The sequence below is a fragment of the Paraburkholderia sp. BR10141 genome (assembly GCF_056155635.1).
On record NZ_JBMIQH010000024.1, the window covers coordinates 70,030 to 91,880 of the forward strand.

General features: G+C 67.1%; 22 protein-coding genes and 1 riboswitch. Of the genes, 18 read left to right on the forward strand and 4 right to left on the reverse strand.

The features are described 5' to 3' along the window. Window positions 1-149 precede the first annotated feature (149 nt). Window positions 150-710 carry an RNA 2',3'-cyclic phosphodiesterase gene (gene thpR / locus ACOJB8_RS28380; protein ID WP_342949821.1) on the forward strand — a complete coding sequence of 187 codons (561 nt, stop codon included), beginning with the start codon at window positions 150-152 and terminating at the stop codon, window positions 708-710. Window positions 711-743: 33 nt separating this feature from the next. Here the strand turns inward: thpR and ACOJB8_RS28385 are convergent, their stop codons facing one another. From ACOJB8_RS28385 to ACOJB8_RS28400, 4 genes are all read right to left on the reverse strand, one after another. Then, window positions 744-2,108, reverse strand: a complete 1,365-nt coding sequence (locus tag ACOJB8_RS28385; protein WP_342949822.1) for a D-amino acid dehydrogenase — start codon at window positions 2,106-2,108, stop codon at window positions 744-746. 49 nt (window positions 2,109-2,157) lie between these two features. Then, a complete protein-coding gene (locus tag ACOJB8_RS28390; protein WP_342949823.1) occupies window positions 2,158-3,453 on the reverse strand; it encodes an MFS transporter in 1,296 nt (431 codons plus the stop codon). A gap of 290 nt (window positions 3,454-3,743) precedes the next feature. After that, window positions 3,744-4,511: an SDR family NAD(P)-dependent oxidoreductase gene (locus ACOJB8_RS28395; protein WP_342949824.1), complete on the reverse strand. Its 768-nt coding sequence runs from the start codon at window positions 4,509-4,511 to the stop codon at window positions 3,744-3,746. Further along, on the reverse strand, window positions 4,508-6,265 hold the full coding sequence (locus ACOJB8_RS28400; RefSeq protein WP_342949825.1) for an ABC transporter ATP-binding protein/permease: 1,758 nt from the start codon (window positions 6,263-6,265) through the stop codon (window positions 4,508-4,510). The genes ACOJB8_RS28395 and ACOJB8_RS28400 overlap by 4 nt, the downstream gene beginning before the upstream one ends. A gap of 311 nt (window positions 6,266-6,576) precedes the next feature. Next, a riboswitch (TPP riboswitch) is annotated at window positions 6,577-6,691 on the forward strand. 264 nt (window positions 6,692-6,955) lie between these two features. On the opposite strand from ACOJB8_RS28400, the gene ACOJB8_RS28405 reads away from it, so the two are divergent. The 17 genes from ACOJB8_RS28405 to hisC all read left to right on the forward strand — a co-directional run bounded on the left by ACOJB8_RS28405 (window position 6,956) and on the right by hisC (window position 21,833). Continuing rightward, a complete protein-coding gene (locus ACOJB8_RS28405; RefSeq protein ID WP_406953815.1) occupies window positions 6,956-8,104 on the forward strand; it encodes an FAD-dependent oxidoreductase in 1,149 nt (382 codons plus the stop codon). A 42-nt stretch (window positions 8,105-8,146) separates the two neighbouring features. Then, window positions 8,147-8,344 (forward strand): sulfur carrier protein ThiS, encoded by a 198-nt coding sequence (gene thiS, locus ACOJB8_RS28410; RefSeq protein WP_342949827.1) that lies wholly within the window; start codon window positions 8,147-8,149, stop codon window positions 8,342-8,344. Window positions 8,345-8,424: 80 nt separating this feature from the next. After that, a complete protein-coding gene (locus tag ACOJB8_RS28415; RefSeq protein WP_069268246.1) occupies window positions 8,425-9,240 on the forward strand; it encodes a thiazole synthase in 816 nt (271 codons plus the stop codon). After that, window positions 9,237-10,349 carry a thiamine phosphate synthase gene (thiE, locus tag ACOJB8_RS28420; protein WP_475015588.1) on the forward strand — a complete coding sequence of 371 codons (1,113 nt, stop codon included), beginning with the start codon at window positions 9,237-9,239 and terminating at the stop codon, window positions 10,347-10,349. Before ACOJB8_RS28415 ends, thiE begins: the two co-directional genes overlap by 4 nt. A gap of 170 nt (window positions 10,350-10,519) precedes the next feature. Beyond that, window positions 10,520-11,341, forward strand: coding sequence for an ABC transporter ATP-binding protein (locus ACOJB8_RS28425; protein WP_475015590.1), 822 nt, complete (start codon window positions 10,520-10,522; stop codon window positions 11,339-11,341). Then, window positions 11,338-12,114 (forward strand): lipid asymmetry maintenance ABC transporter permease subunit MlaE, encoded by a 777-nt coding sequence (gene mlaE, locus ACOJB8_RS28430; protein WP_342949830.1) that lies wholly within the window; start codon window positions 11,338-11,340, stop codon window positions 12,112-12,114. The genes ACOJB8_RS28425 and mlaE overlap by 4 nt, the downstream gene beginning before the upstream one ends. A 73-nt stretch (window positions 12,115-12,187) precedes the next feature. Continuing rightward, window positions 12,188-12,751, forward strand: a complete 564-nt coding sequence (mlaD, locus tag ACOJB8_RS28435) for an outer membrane lipid asymmetry maintenance protein MlaD (protein WP_368619593.1) — start codon at window positions 12,188-12,190, stop codon at window positions 12,749-12,751. Between the two features lie 14 nt (window positions 12,752-12,765). Beyond that, window positions 12,766-13,776 (forward strand): MlaA family lipoprotein, encoded by a 1,011-nt coding sequence (locus tag ACOJB8_RS28440; protein WP_475015592.1) that lies wholly within the window; start codon window positions 12,766-12,768, stop codon window positions 13,774-13,776. Between the two features lie 177 nt (window positions 13,777-13,953). Then, window positions 13,954-14,586: an MlaC/ttg2D family ABC transporter substrate-binding protein gene (locus ACOJB8_RS28445; RefSeq protein WP_069268248.1), complete on the forward strand. Its 633-nt coding sequence runs from the start codon at window positions 13,954-13,956 to the stop codon at window positions 14,584-14,586. After that, window positions 14,583-14,855: an STAS domain-containing protein gene (locus tag ACOJB8_RS28450; RefSeq protein WP_069268249.1), complete on the forward strand. Its 273-nt coding sequence runs from the start codon at window positions 14,583-14,585 to the stop codon at window positions 14,853-14,855. The genes ACOJB8_RS28445 and ACOJB8_RS28450 overlap by 4 nt, the downstream gene beginning before the upstream one ends. Window positions 14,856-15,132: 277 nt before the next feature. Further along, on the forward strand, window positions 15,133-16,059 hold the full coding sequence (locus tag ACOJB8_RS28455; RefSeq protein WP_368606643.1) for an ABC transporter ATP-binding protein: 927 nt from the start codon (window positions 15,133-15,135) through the stop codon (window positions 16,057-16,059). Next, window positions 16,056-16,811 (forward strand): ABC transporter permease, encoded by a 756-nt coding sequence (locus ACOJB8_RS28460; RefSeq protein ID WP_042269663.1) that lies wholly within the window; start codon window positions 16,056-16,058, stop codon window positions 16,809-16,811. Before ACOJB8_RS28455 ends, ACOJB8_RS28460 begins: the two co-directional genes overlap by 4 nt. 15 nt (window positions 16,812-16,826) lie before the next feature. Continuing rightward, window positions 16,827-17,066: a BolA family protein gene (locus ACOJB8_RS28465; protein WP_028206568.1), complete on the forward strand. Its 240-nt coding sequence runs from the start codon at window positions 16,827-16,829 to the stop codon at window positions 17,064-17,066. 108 nt (window positions 17,067-17,174) lie between these two features. Beyond that, window positions 17,175-18,437 (forward strand): UDP-N-acetylglucosamine 1-carboxyvinyltransferase, encoded by a 1,263-nt coding sequence (gene murA, locus ACOJB8_RS28470; RefSeq protein WP_069268252.1) that lies wholly within the window; start codon window positions 17,175-17,177, stop codon window positions 18,435-18,437. Next, a complete protein-coding gene (gene hisG / locus ACOJB8_RS28475) occupies window positions 18,434-19,132 on the forward strand; it encodes an ATP phosphoribosyltransferase (protein WP_342949836.1) in 699 nt (232 codons plus the stop codon). The genes murA and hisG overlap by 4 nt, the downstream gene beginning before the upstream one ends. Before the next feature lie 95 nt (window positions 19,133-19,227). Continuing rightward, entirely contained in the window at window positions 19,228-20,547 is a 1,320-nt protein-coding gene (gene hisD, locus ACOJB8_RS28480) for a histidinol dehydrogenase (protein WP_475015595.1), read from the forward strand. Window positions 20,548-20,756: 209 nt separating this feature from the next. After that, window positions 20,757-21,833: a histidinol-phosphate transaminase gene (gene hisC, locus ACOJB8_RS28485; RefSeq protein WP_475015597.1), complete on the forward strand. Its 1,077-nt coding sequence runs from the start codon at window positions 20,757-20,759 to the stop codon at window positions 21,831-21,833. Window positions 21,834-21,851 lie beyond the last annotated feature (18 nt).

Sequence of the window (21,851 nt, forward strand, 5' to 3'; positions counted from 1 at the left end):
TGTCCCGCTATTCGCTGGGACGCACGGGAGACGGCAGGAGACACGAAGCCAGAAAGCCGGGCATCCGCAAGGATGACCCGGCTTTTTTACGTCTGCGCGCGAGAGGATTACCATGACGCGATTGCCCGACCGAACGAGGCCCGCCGATCATGTCCGAAGCCCGCGAGACCGATCGTGACACGCAGCAATGGCGGCGCTGCTTCATCGCGCTTTCGCCCACTGCGGCGTCGCGCGATGCGCTCGCCGCGCTGGACGTGCCGCCCAATGCGCGGCGCGTGCCCTATGCGCAACTCCATCTGACAGTGACGTTCATCGGCGCAATGTCGTTCGATCAGGGACATGTGCTCTCGCGGCGGCTCGCCGAGCACGCGCCGCGCCTCCCACCTGCGCCGGTCACGCATATTGAATGCTGGCCGGGACGCGCGCATCCACGCCTCATGGTGGCCGTGCTCGCGATGTCGGATGCGTTCACGACGCTCGACTGGCACGTGCGCTCACTCATGGGAGACGTGGGATTGCCGCTCGACGCACGAGCGTTCCGTCCGCACGTGACGCTCGCGCGCTTCGCGCGCGACGCCGTAGGCGCGCCGGCGCCAAGCGGCGGCGAAGCGCTGCCGCCGTTGTGCTTCGAGTCGCTGGTGCTGTATTCGAGCACGCTGGCGAGGCAGGGCGCGCGCTACGAGGCGTTGGCGAGCGTCGCGCTCGATTGAGGTGTCGCCCTGCGTTGGAGTCTCGACCGACGCTTAGTGGCGATACCGCGCCAGCGTCAGTCCATCGAGATCGATTTCCGGCACGCGCTGCGTGACGAGGTCCGCGAGCACGCGGCCCGAGCCCATCGACATCGCCCAGCCCGTCGAGCCGTGCCCGACGTTCAGCCACAGGCCATCCACGCCCGACGTGCCGAGCAGCGGCGCGCCGTCCGGCACCATCGGCCGGCGCCCCACCCAGAATTGCGCCGACGAAGGCGTCGCGGCGTGCGGGAACCAGTCGTCGAGCACCTTCATGAGCGTTTGCAGCGCCTGCTCGCGCAGCGTCGCGCGGTGGTCGCCCAGTTCCGCCGTCCCCGCCACACGCAGATATGGGCCGAAGCGCGTGATCGCCGTCTTGAGCGACTCGTCCATGAGCGCGGCGCGCGGGGCCTTCTGCTCGTCGACCACGGGCAGCGTGGCCGAATAGCCTTTCACCGGATACAACGGCACGCGCACGCCAAGCGGCGCGACGAGCGCCGCGCTCTCCACGCCCAGGGCGACCACCACGGCGTCGGCGGCGAGCGTGTGGGGCGTGTCGTCGGCGGGCTCGCTGCGCTCGGCCGGGCGCAGCACCTCGGCCGGCGCGCGGCGCTGCTCGCGCCGGTCCTTGCGGTTGTTGGCCGTGCGCCGCCCGGGCACGGCGCGCACGCGCACGCCGTTCACCTTGCCGCCCGCGGCTTCGAGCGCGAGCACTTCGGTATCGAACAAAAACGTGACGCCGCGTGATTCGCAGACGGAGCGCAGCTCGCGCGTGAAGCGTGCGCAGTCGCCGGCCTCGTCTTCCGGCAGATAGACGCCCGCCACCGGTTTCACACGTGACCACGCAAGCCCCGGCTCGACCTGCGCGCACGTGGCGGCATCGAGTTCGCGATAGACGATGCCCGCATCGCGCAGCACGCCGAGCGCTGGTTGCGCGAGCTCGAGGTCGTAGTCGCTGCGAAAGAGCTGCAGATAGCCCTGGCTGCGCCCGTACTCGAACGCGTGCGTGGCGCGAAACGCGTGCAGGCATTCACGGCTGTAATAGGCGATCCGCTGCATGCGCTGCTTGTTCACGCGAAAGCGCGCGAGATCGCATTCGCGCAGCCAGCGCGCGATCCAGCGCCACTGCGCGGCGTCGAGCGTGGGACGGAAGATGAGCGGCGAGGTCGGCTTGAGCAGATACTTGATGAGCTTCGCGGGCATGCCGGGCGCGGCCCACGGCGTGACATAGCCGGGCGCGATGACGCCGGCGTTGCCGAAGCTCGTGCCGAGCGCGACGCCCGGTTCCCGTTCGACGACCGTGACGTCGCAGCCTCGTTCGCTCAGATAGTACGCAGTAGCGACGCCGATCACACCGGCGCCGAGGACGATCGTTTTCATGCCGGTCGCACAACAGGGAGGGACGGTCGGTATTGCAGCATGTTCGCGCTCATCGTGCAGTGGACTCCGCAGACGCTCGCTCGCTCCCGGCAGCAGGCACTTCCTCGGTCAGCGTCTTGCCCTTCGTCTCCGGCAGGCACAGCGCCGCGACGATCACGAGCAGATAGCCCGCGCCGGCCACCACGCCGATCGCCTTCACGAGCGAGGTGGTTTGCGCGAATGCGCCTACGAGAATGGGGAAAAACGAGCCGAGCCCGCGTCCGAGGTTGTAGCAGAAGCCCTGGCCCGAGCCGCGGATCGCGTTCGGGTAAAGCTCCGAGAGGTACGCACCCACGCCCGCGAAAATACCTTGCACGACGATGCCGAGCGGAAAGCCGAGCAGGAGCATGGCGGTGTCGGTGATGGGCAGCATGGTGTAGGCCATGCCGAGCGCAAACGAGCCGATGGCGAACAGGATGAACGACGCGCGCCGGCCGATCCTGTCGCACAGGATCGCGCCGACGATGTAGCCCGTGAACGAGCCGACGATCAGCACGATCAGATAGCCGCTCGTGTTGAACACCGAGAGATGGCGCACCGTCTTGAGGTAGGTGGGCAGCCAGGTGGTGATCGCGTAGTAACCGCCGAGCATGCCGGTGCACAGCGCGCTGCCGAGCAGGGTGGTGATCAGATGCGCGGGCGCGAAGATCTGCATGAAGTGGCTTTGCACCGCGCCGCTTTCGCGCGCCCGGCGCGTGGCGACGAACACGTCGGGATCGCTCACGTTGCGGCGCACATAGAGAATCCAGAGCGCAGGCACGATGCCGATCCAGAAGCACGCGCGCCACGCGTATTCCTCGGGTAGCAGGGCGAAGAAGGCCCAGTACAGGATGGCAGCCGCGCCCCAGCCGAACGACCAGCTGCTCTGCACCGTGCCCACGGCTTTCGCGCGATGCTGCGGCGAGCGGATTGTTTCGGCCATCATCATCGTGACGACCGTCCATTCGCCGCCAAAGCCGATGCCCTGCAGCGTGCGCGTGGCGAGCAGTTGCCAGAATGAATGCGTGAAGCCGGAGAGGCAGGTGAAGAGCGCGAAGGTGGCGATGGTCCACTGCAGCACGCGCACGCGGCCGTAGCGGTCGGCGAGGATGCCGGCGAGCCAGCCGCCGACCGCCGAGGAGATCAGCGAGCTGGTCGCGATCATGCCGGCCTCGCTCCTGGTCATGCCCCAGGTCGCGATGAGCGTCGGGATCAGGAACGAGTAGATCATGAAGTCGAACGCGTCGACGGCGTAGCCGCCGAATCCCGCATAAAGCGTGCGCCGCTCGCGCGCGTTCAATTCGGTGAACCAGTGAAAGTAGCCCATCGCGTGTCTTCCCCCATATTTGTTGTGCGCGCAACGAACCGGGCTGAGCGGCCCGTGCTGCGCAAGCGACCCGGCTGGCGCAAACGCGTTGGGTGGCGTGTGCGCTTGACGCTGGCGGGCTGCGCGGTGCGACGCCGCCCGTCTCCGGTGTGCTGGAGGGGTATTTTACGGTGCGAAACCGCGCTGAGGCGAGGGGCAATTTGGGGGCGCCCGCTATCGTTGTATTCCGATATTTAGTTCGGGTTTAGTTCGATAGCGAGCGAACGATGGCGCGCGGGAACCGCAAGGCGCTAGAGCGTGAGTCCGCCATCGACATGAATCACCTGGCCGGTGATGTGGCGCGCGGCATCCGAGAGCAGGAAGGCGATCAGTTCGGCGACATCGGCGGGATCGGCCACGTGGCCGAGCGGCGTTTCCTGTGCCGCACGCTCCCACGCCGGCGCGTTTTCCGGCGCAGGGCCCTTGTCCTTGCGCGTATAGCCGGGCGCGACGCAGTTCACGGTCACGCCGTGCGGCGCCAGTTCTGCCGCGGCGGTTTTCGCCAGCGATTCGAGCGCGGCCTTCGCGGCGGCGGTGGCCGCGAAGGGCGCGCCGGCGCGGTAGCGGTGCGCGACGAACGAGCTCAGCGCGACCACGCGGGCGCGCGCCGAGCGTTCCAGCGCCGGCTGCGCGCGTTGCACGAGCCCGGCGAACGCGGCAGGCATGGCCGCGAAAGCGCCTTCGAGCGACGCGGCGTCGAGCGCGGCGAGCGTCTGGCGCTGCGCGTGCCCGGCGTTGGCGACGAGCTGGTCGAGCGAGCCGAAGCGCGCGAGCGTGGCGTCCACGAGCGCGCTCGCCTGGCCGGCCAGCGCGAGATCGCTGTACGAGGTGGCGCAGGTCGAGCCGCGCTGTTCGCACCCGGCGGCAACGGCGGCGAGCCGGGCGCGCGATGCCTCATCCGCGCCGCGCGTGTGCAGCATCAACGCTACACCCGGCGCCGCGAGGCGACGCGCGAGCGCCGCGCCGATGCCCGAGCCCGCGCCCGTGATCAGCACGACGCGCAGCGCGCTTGCGCTCACGCGGCAACCCGCTCTTCGGGCATGCGCTCGATCTCGAGCGTTTCGTGGTGGTACGCCGCGAGCGACTCACGGTGCGCGACGCTCACGATCGCTGCCTTGGGCAGACGTTCCATGAACAGCTTGTAGAGACGGCTTTCGTTGTCGGGGTCGAGCGCGCTCGTCGCTTCGTCGAGGAACAGATAGTCGGGCTTGTGCAGCAGCACGCGCGCGCCCGCAAGGCGTTGCTGCTCGCCCGGCGAGAGCACGCGCGTCCAGTGCGCCGACTCGGCGAGACGATCCACGTACTCTTCGAGGCGGCAGGCGCGCAGCGCTTCGCGGCAGTCTTCGTCGCTGTAGTCGTCGGCGGGCGAGGGGTAGGTGAGCGCCGCCTTGAGCGTGCCGATGGGCAGATAGCTCTGCTGCGGGATGAACATCATGCGCGCATCGACAGGCGCGTCGATCGAGCCTTCGCCGAAGGGCCAGAGGCCCGCGAGCGCGCGCATCAGCGTGCTCTTGCCTGCGCCCGAGGGGCCGCGCACGAGCCAGCGCGAGCCCGGCTTGATGGCGATGTCGCGCACTTCCGAGAGCGGCGTGCCGTTGGGCAGCGAGAGCTTGAGATGCTCGGTGGCGAGCTCGTTGTTGTCGATGAAGTGCAGGTTGATGCCGCCGTGCTCGGTGGCGGGCGAGACCGATTCCTTCAGACGCGGCGAGTGCACCACACGCACGAATTCGCGCAGACGATTCACGGTAGCGCGCCATTCGACCAGCGTGGAGTAACTGTTGATGAACCACGAGAACGAGTCGCTCACGGTGCCGAACGCCTGCGAGATCTGCATCAGCACGCCGAACGTGAAGGCGCCCGCGAAGTAGCGCGGCGCGGCCACCACGAGCGGGAAGATGATGGCGATCTGGCCGTAGAAGCTCAGCACGAAGGTGAGGCGCTTCGTGTATTTCATCACGCGCCACCAGTTGTCCTTGATGTGCGCGAAGAGGCCCTGCGCGTTGCTGCGCTCGGTGTCCATGCCGTCGTAGAGGGCGATCTGCTCGGCGTTTTCGCGCAGGCGGATCAGGCCGAAGCGGAAGTCCGCTTCCACCTTTTGTTGCTGGTAGTTGATCGACACGAGCGGGTGGCCGACCTTCTGGATCACGAGCGAGCCGAACACGGCATAGAGCGCCGCGGCCCACACCATGTAGCCCGGAATCGCGAGTGGCTGCCCGCCCAGCGTGACGGTGAGCGCGCCCGCGAGCGTCCACAGGATCGTGATGAACGAGATGAGCGTGACGACCGTCGAGAGCAGGTCGAGCGTGAGCGAGAGCGTGGTCGTGGCGAACGACTGGAGGTCGTCGCTGATCCGCTGGTCGGGGTTGTCGGCGAGGCGGTCGCGCTCGATGCGGTAGAACGCGCCCTTGCCGAGCCACTCGTTCAGGAACCGCGTGGTGAGCCACTGACGCCAGCGAAAGCCGAGCATCTGGCGCAGATAGCGGCCATACACCGCGAGGATGATGAAGCCGAACGCCAGTTCGGTGAAGGTCATCAACAGCGGCGGGAAGCGCTTGACGTCCTTGGCCTGCAACGCGTTGTAGAACTCCGCGCTCCAGCCGTTCAGGCGCACGTTGATCCACACGACGAGCAGGTTCATCACGATGATCGCGACGAGCAGGCCCCAGGCGATCCAGCGTTCCTCGGAGACCCAGTAGGGCTTGATCAGGCTCCACGCGGTGATCTTCTGATGCTCGTTCTGATCGGGCGTGGCGCGGGCAGGTTGGTTGGTCATGTGCGTCCTGAAGGTGTGGCGGCCCGCTGGGGGCATGCGCCGCGCGCCGCACGGCGGCAGCGTTGCAGCGATTTTTGCAGCGATTCTGTCGTCGGGCGCTTAAGTGAGTCTTAACGGGCCACAGGCGGAGCCAAAACCGGCGCGAGGCGTGGAGACAAAAGCGCACGCTGGCGCCGCCGTAGCGTGGCGCTCATTGTCTCACCGCGCGGGCTCGCGAGGCGAAAGAGGCGGGTTCAGGGCATTGTGCCAGACCACGCCCCCCGGTTCCGCCGAGGTTTGCGGGCCGCGCGCGTTTTGTGGTCTAATCGTCGTTGACGAAACAGGGGTGCTTCACCGGTATGCCGGGCATGCCGCCAGTGAGGCTGAGAGAAACCCTTTGCACCCGATCCGGGTAATACCGGCGCGGGAAGTTTCCAGAAAGTCTTACCGGAGCGCCCAGCCTGGGTTTTGAAAAGGCGGGGGCGCCAGGATTCCCGCCGGGCTGCGCTTTGGGCGCCTGGGTTCGTATACGCATTCCGTATCGGGCCGTCTGCGCCGCATAGCCTCCACGGTCGGCCTTGCCAGCCGGTTTCGTCCTTGGGTACGTCTGCTGCTGCCGTACGGAAAGGATACGATGACCGCCTATTCTCTTTGTTCCCCGATTCTTATCGCGTTCGCCTTGCCGTTCGCCTTGCGTGACGGAGCGTCGTCATGAGCCGCGCCCGCAACCCTGACGTGGGCAGCGTGCCCGACTTCGCCGTGCTCGGCGGCGGCCTGAGCGGCCGGCTCGTCGCATGGCGTCTGGCCGGCGAGGGCCATCGCGTCGCGCTTTACGAGCGCGGCGGCCCCGAAGGCGGCGAAGCCGCAGCCTGGGTCGCGGCGGCCATGCTCGCGCCGCTCGCGGAGGCTGCCGTCGCCGAAATGCTCATTACCGAGCTGGGCGTCGCATCGCTCGAAACCTGGCCGCGCATTCTGGCCGAGTTGCCGGAGCCCGTGTTCTTCCAGCGCAACGGCACGCTCGTGGTCTGGCATAGCGCCGATCGCACCGAAGCGCCGCTCTTCGAGCGCCGCGTGCGCGCCAACGCGCCGCGTTCTCTCGCCGATGCCAACTTCGTCGCGCTCGCCGGTGCGCAGCTCGACGCCGCCGAACCGGCGCTCGCGGGGCGCTTCGCGCGCGGCTGGCTGCTCGAAGGCGAGGGCCAGCTCGACAATCGCCAGGCCCTGGCCGCTCTGGCGGCGGGGCTCGCTGCGCGCGGCGTGGAAACCCACTGGCACACCACGGTCGACGAGGCCAATCCGCCGCCCGCGCGCGTGACGATCGATTGCCGCGGGCTGGGCGCCAAACCTGCGCTGCCGGGGTTGCGCGGCATTCGCGGCGAAGTCGCGCGCGTGCACGCGCCGGGCATCACGCTCACGCGCCCGGTGCGGCTCCTGCATCCGCGCTATCCGCTCTATATCGCGCCCAAGGAACACGATGTCTTCGTGATCGGCGCGACCGAGATCGAAGGCGAGGACCGCTCGCCGGTGAGCGTGCGCTCGGCGCTCGAACTGCTGAGCGCGGCGTTCGCGGTGCATCCGGCGTTCGGCGAGGCGCGCATCCTCGAGTTGAACACGCAGTGCCGCCCGACGCTGCCCGACCACCGCCCGGCGCTCATCTGGGACGGCAAGACCACGCTGCGTGTGAACGGTCTCTATCGGCACGGCTTCATGATCGCGCCGGAAGTCGCCGACGAAGCCGCGCGCTTCGCCCAGGCGCTGCTCGATGCCCGTGTGAGCGATGCCGATTCCTTCGAGTCGCTGCGCCGCGCGTCGCGATGGGGTGACATGCTGCACGCGCAGGGCGCGCACGAGCCGGCCTGACGCTTCACCAGAAATAATCCGCAGTTTGAGAACGCATTTGCCATGGACATTCATATCAACCAGAAGCCGATCACGCTGCCCGAAGGCGCGACTGTCGCCGATGCGCTCACCGCATTCGGCGCGCGTCCGCCGTTCGCCGTCGCGCTGAACGGCGATTTCGTGGCGCGTACCCAGCATGGCGCGCGCTCGCTCCAGGCGGGCGACCGCCTCGACGTCGTGAGCCCCGTGGCCGGCGGCTGAGCCTCGCTCGCCCAGGCCACCGGTCGCGCGCATCGCATACACGGCGAGCGCGTTCACGACACCGCCAAGGATTCCAACCCATGACCACCACAACCACTGCCGACGCGCTCACGCTCTACGGCGAAACCTTCGCGAGCCGCGTGCTGCTCGGCACGTCACGCTATCCGTCGCTGCAATCGCTCGCCGACTCCATGGCTGCCGCGCGCCCCGGCATGATCACCGTCGCGCTGCGCCGCCAGATGAACGAGGGCACCGCCGAGGCCGGCTTCTTCGATCTGCTCAAGCGCCACGGCGTGCCGCTCCTGCCGAACACGGCCGGCTGCCTCACCGTCAACGAGGCGGTGACGACGGCGCACATGGCGCGCGAAGTCTTCGAAACCGACTGGATCAAGCTCGAACTGATCGGCGACGACTACACGCTGCAGCCCGACCCGGTCGGCCTGATCGAGGCCGCGTCGCGCCTCGTGAAGGACGGCTTCAAGGTGCTGCCGTATTGCACCGAGGACCTCGTGATCGGCCGGCGTCTGCTCGACGCCGGCTGCGAGGCGCTCATGCCGTGGGGCGCGCCGATCGGCACCGGCAAGGGCGTGATCAACCCCTACGGCTTGCGCGTGCTGCGCGAGCGCTTGCCCGATGTGCCGCTCATCGTCGATGCGGGCCTGGGCGTGCCTTCGCACGCGTGCCAGGTAATGGAGTGGGGCTTCGACGGCGTGCTGCTCAACACGGCCGTTTCGCAGGCCACGCACCCCGAGGCGATGGCGCGCGCGTTCGCGCTGGGTGTCGAGGCGGGGCGCGCCGCGTTTCTCGCCGGACCGATGGCCGAGCGCGAAGCGGCGGTCGCGAGCACGCCCGTGGTCGGCATGCCTTTCTGGCACCAGGATGGAGACAAGCGATGACTGAAACGCTGCGCCTGCAGGACCGCGAACTGTTCTGGCCGCCCGCCGACGAACTCACCGAAACGGCGGAGCGCATCCGCGCGCGCCTGGGCGACTGGCAGCCCACGCATGCGCCGTGGCGCATCTGTCTCACGCCGCCCGACGCGCCCAACGGCGGCGATCTGATCATCGTGACCGACGCGGCGCCGCATCTGGCCAACATCGCGCGCTGGATGACCGACGGCGCGGGCGTGATCGAAGCCGCGGGCGAAAACCCGAAGGCGGCGCGCGCCACGCTGCATCTGGGCGGCGAGCGCTACGCGCTCGAAGGCGAGCTGGCGGAAGACTGGATCCCGGCGCTGGCGGCGTTCCTCGACTGCGGTTTCGATCCGCACGACGCGCTCGTGCTCGCGCTCGCCTGGCGCGACGGCGACGAGCAGCAGGCTGACGCCTGGCCCGTCGACATCGAGCGTTTTCCGCGGGTGTTGGGCCTGCCCGACGCGCCCGCACAGCCGTTTGCGCCGTGTCCCGCGAAGCTTGGCTTGTATCCCGTACTGCCCACGGCCGACTGGGTCGAGCGCGTGCTCGACTACGGCGTGAAGACGGTGCAGTTGCGCAGCAAGCAGCCGAAGTCGCCGGCGCTCACGAACGAAATCGAGCGCTGCGTCGCGGCGGGCCGCAAGCACGACGCGCAGCTCTTCATCAACGATCACTGGCAGGAGGCCGTCGCGGCCGGCGCATATGGCGTGCACCTCGGCCAGGAAGACCTGCGCGAAGCCGACCTCGGCGCGATCGCGGCGGCGGGCGTACGTCTTGGCCTCTCGACGCACGGCTACTTCGAGATGCTCACGGCGCTTCACTTCCGTCCGAGCTATCTCGCGTGCGGCGCCGTGTTCGCCACCACGACCAAGGCCATGCCCACGGCGCCCCAGGGCCTCGCGCGTCTTGCCCGCTACGTGAAGCTGCTGGACTGCGTCGTGCCGATGGTTGCGATCGGCGGCATCGACGGCAATGTGCTGCCCGAGGTGCTCGCCACGGGTGCCGGCAGCGCGGCGGTGGTGCGCGCCGTGGCCGAGGCGGCCGACCCGGCTGCCGCGGTTGCTGCATTGCGCAACGCGTTTACGCAATAATGGTCCGCCCTGGCATCGGGCTGCGCCGCGTGCGCGACCCGGGGCCAAGGGGGCCGCAACCCGCAGCAGCGGGCGCTTGCGGCTTACATCGGCGGGTCCGGGGGCGTCACGGCAGGTTTTCCACGATGGCCCTATAATCCCGCCTTCGTGTAAATGGACTGTCAGACCACGTGCCCTCAACCTCTGAGACCCTACTGGAGCTGCGCGACGTCGACTTCGGCTACGGCGACCGGCTCGTCCTGTCCGGACTGAACATGCGCTTCCCGCGCGGTCGGGTCGTGGCAGTCATGGGCGGTTCCGGTGGCGGAAAAACGACAGTGCTGCGCTTGATCGGCGGCCTCGTTCGCGCCCAGCGCGGCCAGGTGCTGTTCGGCGGCCAGGACGTCGGCGCGCAATCGCGCGACGGCCTCTACGCCCTGCGCCGCAAGATGGGCATGCTCTTCCAGTTCGGCGCGCTCTTCACCGACATGTCGGTGTTCGAGAACGTCGCTTTCGCCCTGCGCGAGCACACCGACCTGCCCGAAGAGCTGATCCGCGACCTCGTGCTCATGAAACTCAACGCCGTCGGCCTGCGTGGCGCGCGCGACCTCGCGCCTTCGGAAATTTCCGGCGGCATGGCGCGGCGCGTGGCGCTTGCGCGCGCCATCGCGCTCGACCCCGAACTCATGATGTACGACGAGCCGTTCGCGGGTCTCGACCCGATTTCGCTCGGCATCACCGCGAACCTCATCCGCACGCTCAACGACGCGCTCGGCGCAACCTCGATCCTCGTCACGCACGACGTGCCCGAGTCGTTCGCGATCGCCGACTACGTGTACTTCATGGCGAACGGGCGGGTGCAGGCGCAGGGCACGCCCGCCGAGCTGCGCGCCTCGACCGACCCGATCGTGCGCCAGTTCATCGACGGCGCGCCGGACGGCCCGTTCCGGTTCCATTACCCGTCGAACCTGCCGCTCGAAGCGGACTTCGGCATTGGCGGAGACCGCTCATGACCGGCGCCATCAGCTCGATCGGGCGCACCGTGCTCGAAACGATCGCGCGCGCGGGGCATGCCACGCGCTTTTTCGTGCGCCTCGTCCTCGAATTCTTCCCGCTGCTGCGCCGGCCGCGTCTTGTCACGAAGCAGATCCACTTCGTCGGTAATTATTCGCTCTTGATCATTGCCGTGTCGGGCCTGTTCGTGGGCTTCGTGCTCGGTCTGCAAGGGTATTACACGCTCAACCGCTACGGCTCCGAGCAGGCGCTCGGGCTGCTGGTCGCGCTCTCGCTCGTGCGTGAGCTCGGGCCCGTCGTCACCGCGCTGTTGTTCGCGGGCCGCGCGGGCACCTCGCTCACGGCCGAGATCGGCCTCATGAAGGCGGGCGAGCAACTCACGGCCATGGAGATGATGGCGGTGGACCCCGTGCGCGTGGTGGTCGCGCCGCGCATGTGGGCGGGCGTGATCGCCATGCCGATTCTCGCGGCCATCTTCAGCGCGGTCGGCATTCTGGGCGGCTACGTGGTGGGCGTGCTGCTGATCGGCGTAGACGCCGGCGCGTTCTGGTCGCAAATGCAGGGCGGCGTGGATGTCTGGGCAGACGTGGGCAACGGCGTGATGAAGAGCATCGTGTTCGGCTTCGCTGTGACGTTTACCGCGCTCTATCAGGGCTATGAGGCGAAGCCCACGCCCGAGGGCGTGTCGCGCGCGACTACCAGGACGGTCGTGTACGCGTCGCTCGCGGTGCTCGGCCTCGACTTCCTGCTCACCGCGCTGATGTTCAGCTAAAGAGGCCGGGCTGCGACCCGGCCGCGCGGCGCGCATATGAGCGACGCTGCAACGGATTCTCATTGGGATGACGATGAAAAAGAATGCTCTCGACTTCTGGGTCGGCCTGTTCGTGGTGCTGGGCTTTATCGCGCTGCTGTTTCTCGCGCTGAAGGCCGGCAACATGAGTTCCCTGTCGTTCCAGGCCACCTACCCGGTGAAGCTCAAGTTCGACAATATCGGCGGCCTCAAGCCGCGCGCGCCGGTGAAGAGCGCGGGCGTGACCGTGGGCCGGGTGGCCTCGATCGGCTTCGACTCCAACACCTATCAGGCGCTGGTGACGATCAACCTCGACCAGCAGTACCAGTTTCCGAAGGACACGTCGGCGAAGATCCTGACGTCGGGTTTGCTCGGCGAGCAGTACATCGGCCTCGAACCGGGCGGCGATTCGGAAATGCTCAAGGCCGGCGACACCATTTCGATGACGCAGTCGGCCATCGTGCTCGAGAACCTGATCGGCCAGTTCCTCTATAGCAAGGCGGCCGATTCGGGCGCCGCGAAGCCGTCCAGCGGCGCGAGCACGGATGCGGCGCCTGCTGCAGCACCCGCGCCCGCACCGGCTCAGGCGCCTGCACCGGCGGCTTCGGCGGCCCAATAAGAAGGAGAAAAAGAATGACGACCATACGCATGCGCGCCGTTACGCTTGGCGTCGCAGCGCTTGCACTCGGGGGTTGTTCGACGGTGCAGACGCCATCGAAGGAAGATCCATGGGAAGGGTTCAACCGCACGGTGTACACGTTCAACGACAAGGTTGACACGTACGCGCTCAAGCCGGTGGCGCAGGGCTACGTGAAGGTGACGCCGCAGCCCGTGCGCGACAGCGTGACGAACTTCTTCGCGAACATCGGCGACGTGTACAACGCCGCGAACAACTTCCTGCAGCTGAAGATCACCGATGGTGTCGAGGACATTATGCGGATCGTGATCAACACGGTCTTCGGCCTCGGCGGTCTGTTCGACGTCGCGACGCTCGCAAAGCTGCCCAAGCACAACCAGGACTTCGGTCTCACGCTCGGTCACTATGGCGTGCCGCCCGGCCCGTACCTCGTGCTGCCGCTGTTCGGTCCGAGCACGGTGCGTGACGGCGTGGGCCTCGTGCCGAACTACTTCATCAACCCGCTCACCTATGTGGATCCGGCCGCGCTGTCTTGGGGCCTTTACGGGCTGAACGTAGTGAGCACGCGCGCCAACCTGCTTGGCGCGAGCGACCTGCTCGAAGGCGCGGCGATCGACAGGTACTCGTTCATCCGCAACGCCTATCTGCAGCGCCGCCGCTATCTGCTGTCGGACGGCCGCGCGTCGTCGGGCAACAGCAATCTGCCGGATTACGGCGATGGCGCGCCGCTGCCGAAGTACGACGACACCGACGAGGGCGCGGCGGCCCCCGCTTCGGGTGCGGCTGCCGGTGCGGCAGTGCCCGCTTCGGGCACTGCGCCTGCGGCCATCCCGAATGCGGCCAGCATGGCACCCGCCAACCCCAACGGCGCAACGACCGCCCCGGCCACGCTGGAAGGCCCGGCCGGCGCCGCGGCGCCCACGGGCGCGTCGGAAACCACGGTGCCGGGCGACCAGATGATTCCGCCCGCGCGCATCGGCTTCCCGAGCATGCTGCGGCTGCACTGAGCGCTGCGCTCCGGCGTGCTGGAACGCCTCGCCGGAGCGTTCGTCTGACGTATACGTCTGACGTAACAAGCAGAAACGCTTGTCGCACTTTGCTGGCGGTTTTGACACAGCGCGATAGATCTCGCGTGATATCGTTGGTTCCAACGGGGCGATGTCCCCCAACTAGCAGGGCTCGAGATGAAAAAATTCTTTCTGTACCCGTTTTTCGCCATGTTTCTTTCGTTTGCCGGCGGCGCATTTGCCCAGACGGTAGACACCAGCAATCCCGACGCGATGGTCCAGACGGTCACGCAGCAGGTCATGAGCCAGATCAAGGGTGACAAGTCCATCCAGTCCGGCGACATCAGCAAGATCACGCAGCTCGTGAACGAAAAGATCCTGCCGTACACCGATTTCCGCCGCACCACGCAACTCGCGATGGGCCGCAACTGGCGCACGGCCACGCCGGAGCAGCAGCAACAGGTCATCGAACAGTTCAAGACGCTGCTGATCCGCACGTACTCGGGCGCGCTCGCCCAGGTGCGCGACCAGCAGATCCAGTACAAGCCGTTCCGCGCGAACCCGGACGACACCGACGTCGTGGTCCGTTCGACGGTCATGAACGGCGGCCAGCCGATCGAGCTCGACTATCGCCTCTACAAGACGCAGCAAGGCTGGCGCGTGTATGACATCAACGTGCTCGGCGCGTGGCTCATCCAGGCGTACCAGCAGCAGTTCCAGGAAAAGATCCAGCAAGGCGGCGTGGACGGCCTGATCCAGTTCCTCACACAGCGTAACCAGCAACTCGCATCGGGCAAGGCGACCTCGTGAGCGAGCGTTTCGCCACCGGCGCCAACCTGACCCACGAGAGCGCGAAGGCCGCGCTCTCGGCCGGGTTCGCGCAGATCTCGGCGGGCGCAACCGCCGTGGACTGCGCGGCGCTCACCCAGTTCGATTCATCGGCGCTCGCTGTGCTGATCGCGTGGCAGCGTGCCGCGCGTGAGCGCGGCGCTTCCCTTGCCGTGCTCAACATGCCCCCCGCGCTCGCCTCTCTCGCGCGCGCCTACGGCGTCGATTCGCTTCTCAACGAGCGACATTGACCCGCGTCGCCTGGCCGGACGCTAGCGTTCAAGCGGGATCACACCGCACTGCCGGGCCGACGCCGTTCCCCTCCAGGGCCAGGCCGCGCTTCCCGACTTGGCCTATAATCAACCGTTTTTTGGGCGCTGCCTCGGCGCAAAAAGTACCGCCTGGTACGTAATAAGCGTGCAGTGAGACAGCAAAGCCGGCCTGATAAGCCGTCCCCAATTCCGGTCTTCCCCGCAGCATTGATGCACTCTTGAGCCGCGCCGTTCGCAAACGGGCGGCGTATTAGTCATGCCAGCCATAGAAATCCGTAACGTCAAGAAGCGCTACAGGTCGCTTCAGGCGCTCAAGGGCGTCAGCTTCACGGTCGAAGACGGCGAGTTCTTCGGGCTGCTCGGCCCGAACGGCGCGGGCAAGACGACGCTCATCAGCATTCTTGCCGGCCTCGCGCGCGCGGACGAGGGCTCGATCGCCGTCCGCGGCCACGATGTCGTCGCCGACTACCGCAACGCGCGCCGCAACCTGGGCGTCGTGCCGCAGGAACTGGTGTTCGATCCGTTCTTTACGGTGCGCGAGACGCTGCGCATCCAGTCCGGCTACTTCGGCCTGCGCAACAACGACGCGTGGATCGACGAAGTCATGGCCAATCTCGATCTCACCGAGAAAGCCGACGTGAACATGCGCGCGCTGTCCGGCGGCATGAAGCGCCGCGTGCTCGTGGCGCAGGCGCTCGTGCACCGGCCGCCCGTGATCGTGCTCGACGAACCCACCGCCGGCGTGGACGTGGAACTGCGCCAGACGCTCTGGAAGTTCATCGCGCGCCTGAACCGCGAAGGGCACACCATCGTGCTCACCACGCACTATCTCGAAGAAGCCGAGCAGTTGTGCGACCGCATCGCCATGCTCCGGCGCGGCGAGATGGTCGCGCTGGAGCGCACGAGCGCGCTGCTGCAGCGCTTCGCGGGCACGCAGTTGTTCCTGCGCTTCTCGGAAGGCGTGCTGCCGAGCGATTTGCGCGCGCTCGAAGTCGATCTTTCCAACGCCAGCCCGCACCAGCATCTGCTGCGCCTCGCGAGCTACGACGACGTGGAGCGCATCCTGGCCAAGTGCCGCGCGAACGGCTGCAAGCTCGAAGAAGTGGAAGTGCGCAAGGCCGATCTGGAGGATGTCTTCGTGCAGGTGATGAACGGTCCTGAAGTGGTCGAGGGTCTCGCATGAGCGGTTTCCGTACGCTGTTCTACAAGGAAGTGTTGCGTTTCTGGAAAGTCGCTTTCCAGACCGTGCTCGCGCCCGTCATTACCGCGCTGCTCTATCTCACGATCTTCGGCCATGCGCTGCGCGGCCATGTCGAGGTGTATCCGGGCGTGGAATACACGAGCTTCCTGATTCCCGGCCTCGTGATGATGAGCGTGCTGCAGAACGCCTTCGCGAACAGCTCGTCGTCGTTGATCCAGTCGAAGATCACGGGCAATCTTGTATTCGTGCTGTTGCCGCCGCTCGCTGCATGGGAGATGTTCGGCGCCTACGTGCTCGCCTCGATCGTGCGCGGCCTCGCCGTTGGCGCGGGCGTGTTCGTCGTGACGATCTGGTTCATTCCGATGAGCTTCGCCGCGCCGTTCTACATCCTCGCGTTCGCGGTGCTGGGCTCGGCGATCCTCGGCACGCTCGGCCTGATCGCCGGGATCTGGGCGGAGAAGTTCGACCAGCTCGCGGCGTTTCAGAACTTTCTCATCATGCCGCTCACGTTTCTTTCGGGCGTGTTTTATTCGACGCATACGCTGCCGCCCCTGTGGCGCGAAGTGTCGCGGCTCAATCCGTTCTTTTACATGATCGATGGCTTCCGCTTCGGGTTCTTCGGCCTGTCCGACATCAACCCGCTCGTGAGCCTGTCGATCGTTTTCGTGTTTTTCGTGGCGCTGGCCACGCTCGCCATGCGTTTGCTCGCGAGCGGGTACAAGCTGCGTCACTAAGCAGGAGCCATACTCATGTTGCCGACTCCGGAACAGATCAAGCAGTACATCTCGGCAGGGCTCGCGTGCGAGCACCTCGAAGTCGAAGGCGATGGCCAGCACTTCTTCGCGACGATCGTCTCCTCAGCATTCGACGGCAAGCGCTTGATCCAGCGCCATCAGCTCGTCTACGCGGCGCTCGGCGACCGCATGCGCGAGGAAATCCACGCGCTCAGCATGAAGACGCTCACGCCCGCCGAATGGCAGAACGCATAATCTGGAATCTCAGTGCGAATTACCCAGGACAAAGACGCCGCCGCGAGCGGCGCAGCTCAACACCAAGCGACCCTGCAAACCGGCCGCACCGATCAGGAAACCTCAGGCATGGATAAACTCGTCATCGTCGGCGGGCAGAAGCTCGCAGGGGAAGTGGCTGTTTCCGGTGCAAAGAATGCGGCGCTGCCCATTCTCTGCGCGGGCCTTCTGAGCGCGGAACCCGTTCATCTGGACAACGTGCCCGACCTTCAGGACGTGCGCACCACGCTCAAGCTGCTCGGCCAGATGGGCGTGCGTACCGAGCAGAACGGCGCGCGCGTGCAGCTCGACGCCTCGAAGGTCAACAATCTCGTGGCGCCGTACGAGCTCGTGAAGACCATGCGCGCGTCGATCCTCGTGCTCGGGCCGCTCGTCGCGCGCTTCGGCGAGGCGAAGGTGTCGCTGCCGGGCGGCTGCGCGATCGGCGCGCGCCCCGTGGATCAGCACATCAAGGGCCTGCAGGCGATGGGCGCCGAGATCAACATCGAGCACGGCTTCATCGAGGCGCGCGCGAAGCGCCTGAAGGGCGCGCGCATCGTCACCGACATGATCACGGTCACCGGCACGGAAAACCTGCTCATGGCCGCCGTACTCGCCGATGGCGAAACGGTGATCGAGAACGCCGCGCGCGAGCCCGAAGTGGGCGACCTCGCGCACCTGCTCGTGGCGATGGGCGCGAAGATCGAAGGCATCGGCACCGACCGCCTCGTCATTCAAGGTGTGGACAAGCTCCACGGCGCGCACCACACCGTCATTCCGGACCGTATCGAAGCGGGCACGTTCCTGTGCGCGGTCGCGGCCGCGGGCGGCGACGTCACGCTGCGCCACGTGCGTCCGCACATCCTCGACGCCGTCACCGACAAGCTGCGCGAAGCGGGCGTGACGATCGAAGAGGGCGACGACTGGATGCGCGTGCGCATGCACGAGCGCGCGCGCGCCGTGAACGTGCGCACCTCCGAATATCCGGCGTTCCCGACCGACATGCAGGCGCAGTTCATGGCGCTCAACACGATCGCGGACGGCACCTCGCAAGTGGTCGAAAACATCTTCGAAAACCGCTTCATGCACGTGCAGGAACTCAATCGCCTGGGCGCCCACATCACGATCGACGGCAAGACGGCGCTCGTCGCCGGTGTCGAGAAGCTCTCGGGCGCGAAGGTGATGGCAACCGACCTGCGCGCCTCGGCGAGCCTCGTGATCGCGGGCCTGTGCGCGGACGGCGAAACGCTGATCGACCGCATCTATCACCTCGACCGCGGCTACGACCGCATGGAAGAGAAGCTCACGAAGATCGGCGCGAACGTGAAGCGGATCAAGGGGAGCGCGCAATGAGCACGGTCGAGTCGAGGCCCACGCCGGCGGCCGCGGCCAGCGCGCCGCTCACGCTTGCGCTCTCGAAGGGCCGCATCTTCGAAGAGACGATGCCGCTGCTCGCGGCGGCCGGCGTGCATGTGACGGAAGACCCGGAAACCTCGCGCAAGCTCATTCTGCCGACGACCGACCCGAACCTGCGCGTGATCATCGTGCGCGCGACCGACGTGCCCACCTACGTGGAGTACGGCGCCGCGGACTTCGGCGTGGCGGGCAAGGACGTGCTCAACGAGCACGGCGGCGGCGGCCTGTATCAGCCGATCGATCTCGACATCGCGCGCTGCCGTCTTTCGGTGGCCGTGAAGGGCGGCTTCGACTACGCGAACGCGGTGCGCCAGGGCGCGCGCCTGCGCGTGGCGACCAAGTACACGGAAGCCGCGCGCCAGCACTTCGCGGCCAAGGGCGTGCACGTCGACCTCATCAAGCTGTACGGCTCGATGGAGCTCGCGCCGCTCGTGGGCCTCGCCGACGCGATCGTCGACCTCGTCAGCACGGGCGGCACGCTGCGCGCGAACAATCTGGTCGAGGTCGAGGAGATCATGGAGATCTCCTCGCGCCTCGTCGTGAATCAGGCGGCGCTCAAGCTCAAGCGCGCCGCGCTGCGGCCGATCATCGACGCGTTCGAACGCGCATCGCGCGGCACGCAGGCGGGCTGACACCAAGAGCAAAGGGCAGGCGCAATGACGCGCCGCCTCGCGCGCAGTGCGCCTCAAAAGGCGCGGCGCGCACAACGTAACGGATGGATACCAGCATGGCTATCACGATGCGCAAACTCGATTCCGGCGCCGAAGGCTTCAAAAAGGCGCTGCACGCGGTGCTCGCCTTCGAGGCGAGCGAGGACGAGGCCATCGAGCGCTCCGTCGCGCAGATTCTCGCCGACGTCAAGGCGCGCGGCGACGCCGCCGTGCTCGACTACACGAACCGCTTCGACCGCCTTGCCGCCCCGAGCGTCGCGGCGCTCGAACTGCCGTTCAGCGAACTCGAAGCGGCGCTGGAAAGCCTCGAGCCCAAGCAGCGCGCGGCGCTCGAAGCCGCGGCGGCGCGCGTGCGCGGCTACCACGAGAAGCAGCGCATCGAGTGCGGCTCGCATAGCTGGCAGTACACCGAATCCGACGGCACGGTGCTCGGCCAGAAGGTCACGCCGCTCGACCGCGTGGGCCTTTATGTGCCCGGCGGCAAGGCCGCGTATCCGTCGTCCGTGCTGATGAACGCCATTCCCGCGCGGGTCGCGGGCGTACGCGAAATCATCATGGTCGTGCCCACGCCGGACGGCGTGAAGAACCCGCTCGTGCTGGCGGCGGCGCTGCTCGGCGGCGTCGATCGCGTGTTCACGATCGGCGGTGCGCAGGCCGTGGCGGCGCTCGCGTTCGGCACGAATACGATTCCGGCCGTCGACAAGATCTGCGGGCCGGGCAACGCCTATGTCGCTTCGGCCAAGCGCCGCGTGTTCGGCACGGTCGGCATCGACATGATCGCGGGCCCCTCGGAAATCCTCGTGATTTGCGACGGCACGACCGATCCGCGATGGGTGGCGATGGACCTGTTCTCGCAGGCCGAGCACGACGAGCTCGCGCAATCCATCCTGCTGTGCCCGGACGAGAGCTTCATCAAACGCGTGGAAGACGCCATCGACGAGCTGCTGCCCGCCATGCCGCGCGCCGAAGTCATCGCCACGTCGCTCACGAATCGCGGCGCGCTCGTGAAGGTGCGCGACATGGCCGAGGCCTGCGCCATCGCCAACGAGATCGCGCCGGAGCACCTCGAGATCTCGGCGCTGGAGCCGCAGAAGTGGGGCGCCGAAATCCGCCACGCGGGCGCGATTTTCCTTGGCCGCTACACGAGCGAGAGCCTCGGCGACTACTGCGCGGGGCCGAATCACGTGCTGCCTACGTCTCGTACCGCACGTTTCTCGTCGCCGCTTGGCGTCTATGATTTCATCAAGCGTTCGAGCCTCATCGAGGTGAGCGCGGAAGGCGCGCAAACGCTCGGCGAGATCGCGGCCGAGCTGGCCTACGGCGAAGGCCTGCAAGCCCACGCGCGCAGTGCCGAATTCCGCATGAAGCAGGTGTAAGGCACGCCTCGCAACTGGCAGAAGCCGGTTGAATGCGCCGCCGCGCAGCATGGAGACGTTGCGCGGCAGCAAGTCCCGCGAGTGCGCGGGGCGCAGCAGTTGGCCTTCAGTTTGACCCGCACGCAGCAGAGACCACGACGATAACCAGGGCAGCCGGCTTGCCGAGCTGCCCGTGCCGGCGGCCCCGCTTTCGCGAGCCGCCTTTCGACATGACGACACCACAAGACATCATCCGTCGCGACGTGCTCGCGATGACGAGTTACCCCGTGCCCGACGCTTCCGGTTTCGTGAAGCTCGACGCCATGGAGAACCCGTTTGCCCTGCCCCCCGACCTCGCAGCGCTTCTGGGCGAACGCCTCGCGGCGGTCGCGCTCAACCGCTATCCCGCGCCGCGCCCCGAGGCGCTGATCGCGAAGCTCAAAGAGACGATGCGCGTGCCCGCGGACTGCGACGTGCTGCTCGGCAACGGCTCGGACGAGATCATCAGCATGATCACCATGGCGTGCGCGAAGCCGGGCGCGAAGGTGCTCGCGCCGGTGCCGGGCTTCGTCATGTACGCAATGTCGGCGAAGCTCGCGCAGCTGGAATTCGTCGGCGTGCCGCTCAAGAGCGACTTCACGCTCGACCTCGAAGCGACGCTCGCGGCCATTGCTGAGCACACGCCTGCGGTGATCTGGCTGGCCTACCCGAACAACCCCACGGGCACGCTGTTCGACGACGCCGACATCGAGCGCCTGATCGCGTCGGCGCAAGAAGCGAAGAGCCTCGTGGTGATCGACGAGGCCTACCAGCCGTTCGCGATGCAAAGCTGGATGCCGCGCGCGGGCGAGTTCGACAACGTGGTCGTGATGCGCACGATGTCGAAGCTCGGGCTCGCGGGCATCCGCCTCGGCTATCTGGCCGGGCGGCCGTCATGGCTCAACGAGTTCGACAAGGTGCGTCCGCCCTACAACGTGAACGTGCTCACGCAAGCGGCGGCAGATCTGCTGCTCGACCATGTCGACGTGCTCGATGCGCAGGCCGCCGAATTGCGCGCGCAACGTGCGACGCTGGCCGCCGAAGTCGCGAAGCTGCCGGGCGCCGAGGTGTTTGAAAGCGCGGGCAATTTCCTACTCGTGCGCGTGCCCGACGCGGCGGCAGTTTTCGACACGCTGCTGTCTGCCCGGATTCTGATCAAAAACGTGGGTAAAATGCACCCATTGCTTGCGAACTGCGTGCGCCTGACCGTTGGCACCCCCGACGAAAACGCGCAATTGCTCGCCGCCCTGAAGCTCGTGCTCCGTTAGGCCGATGCTTCGTTCTCC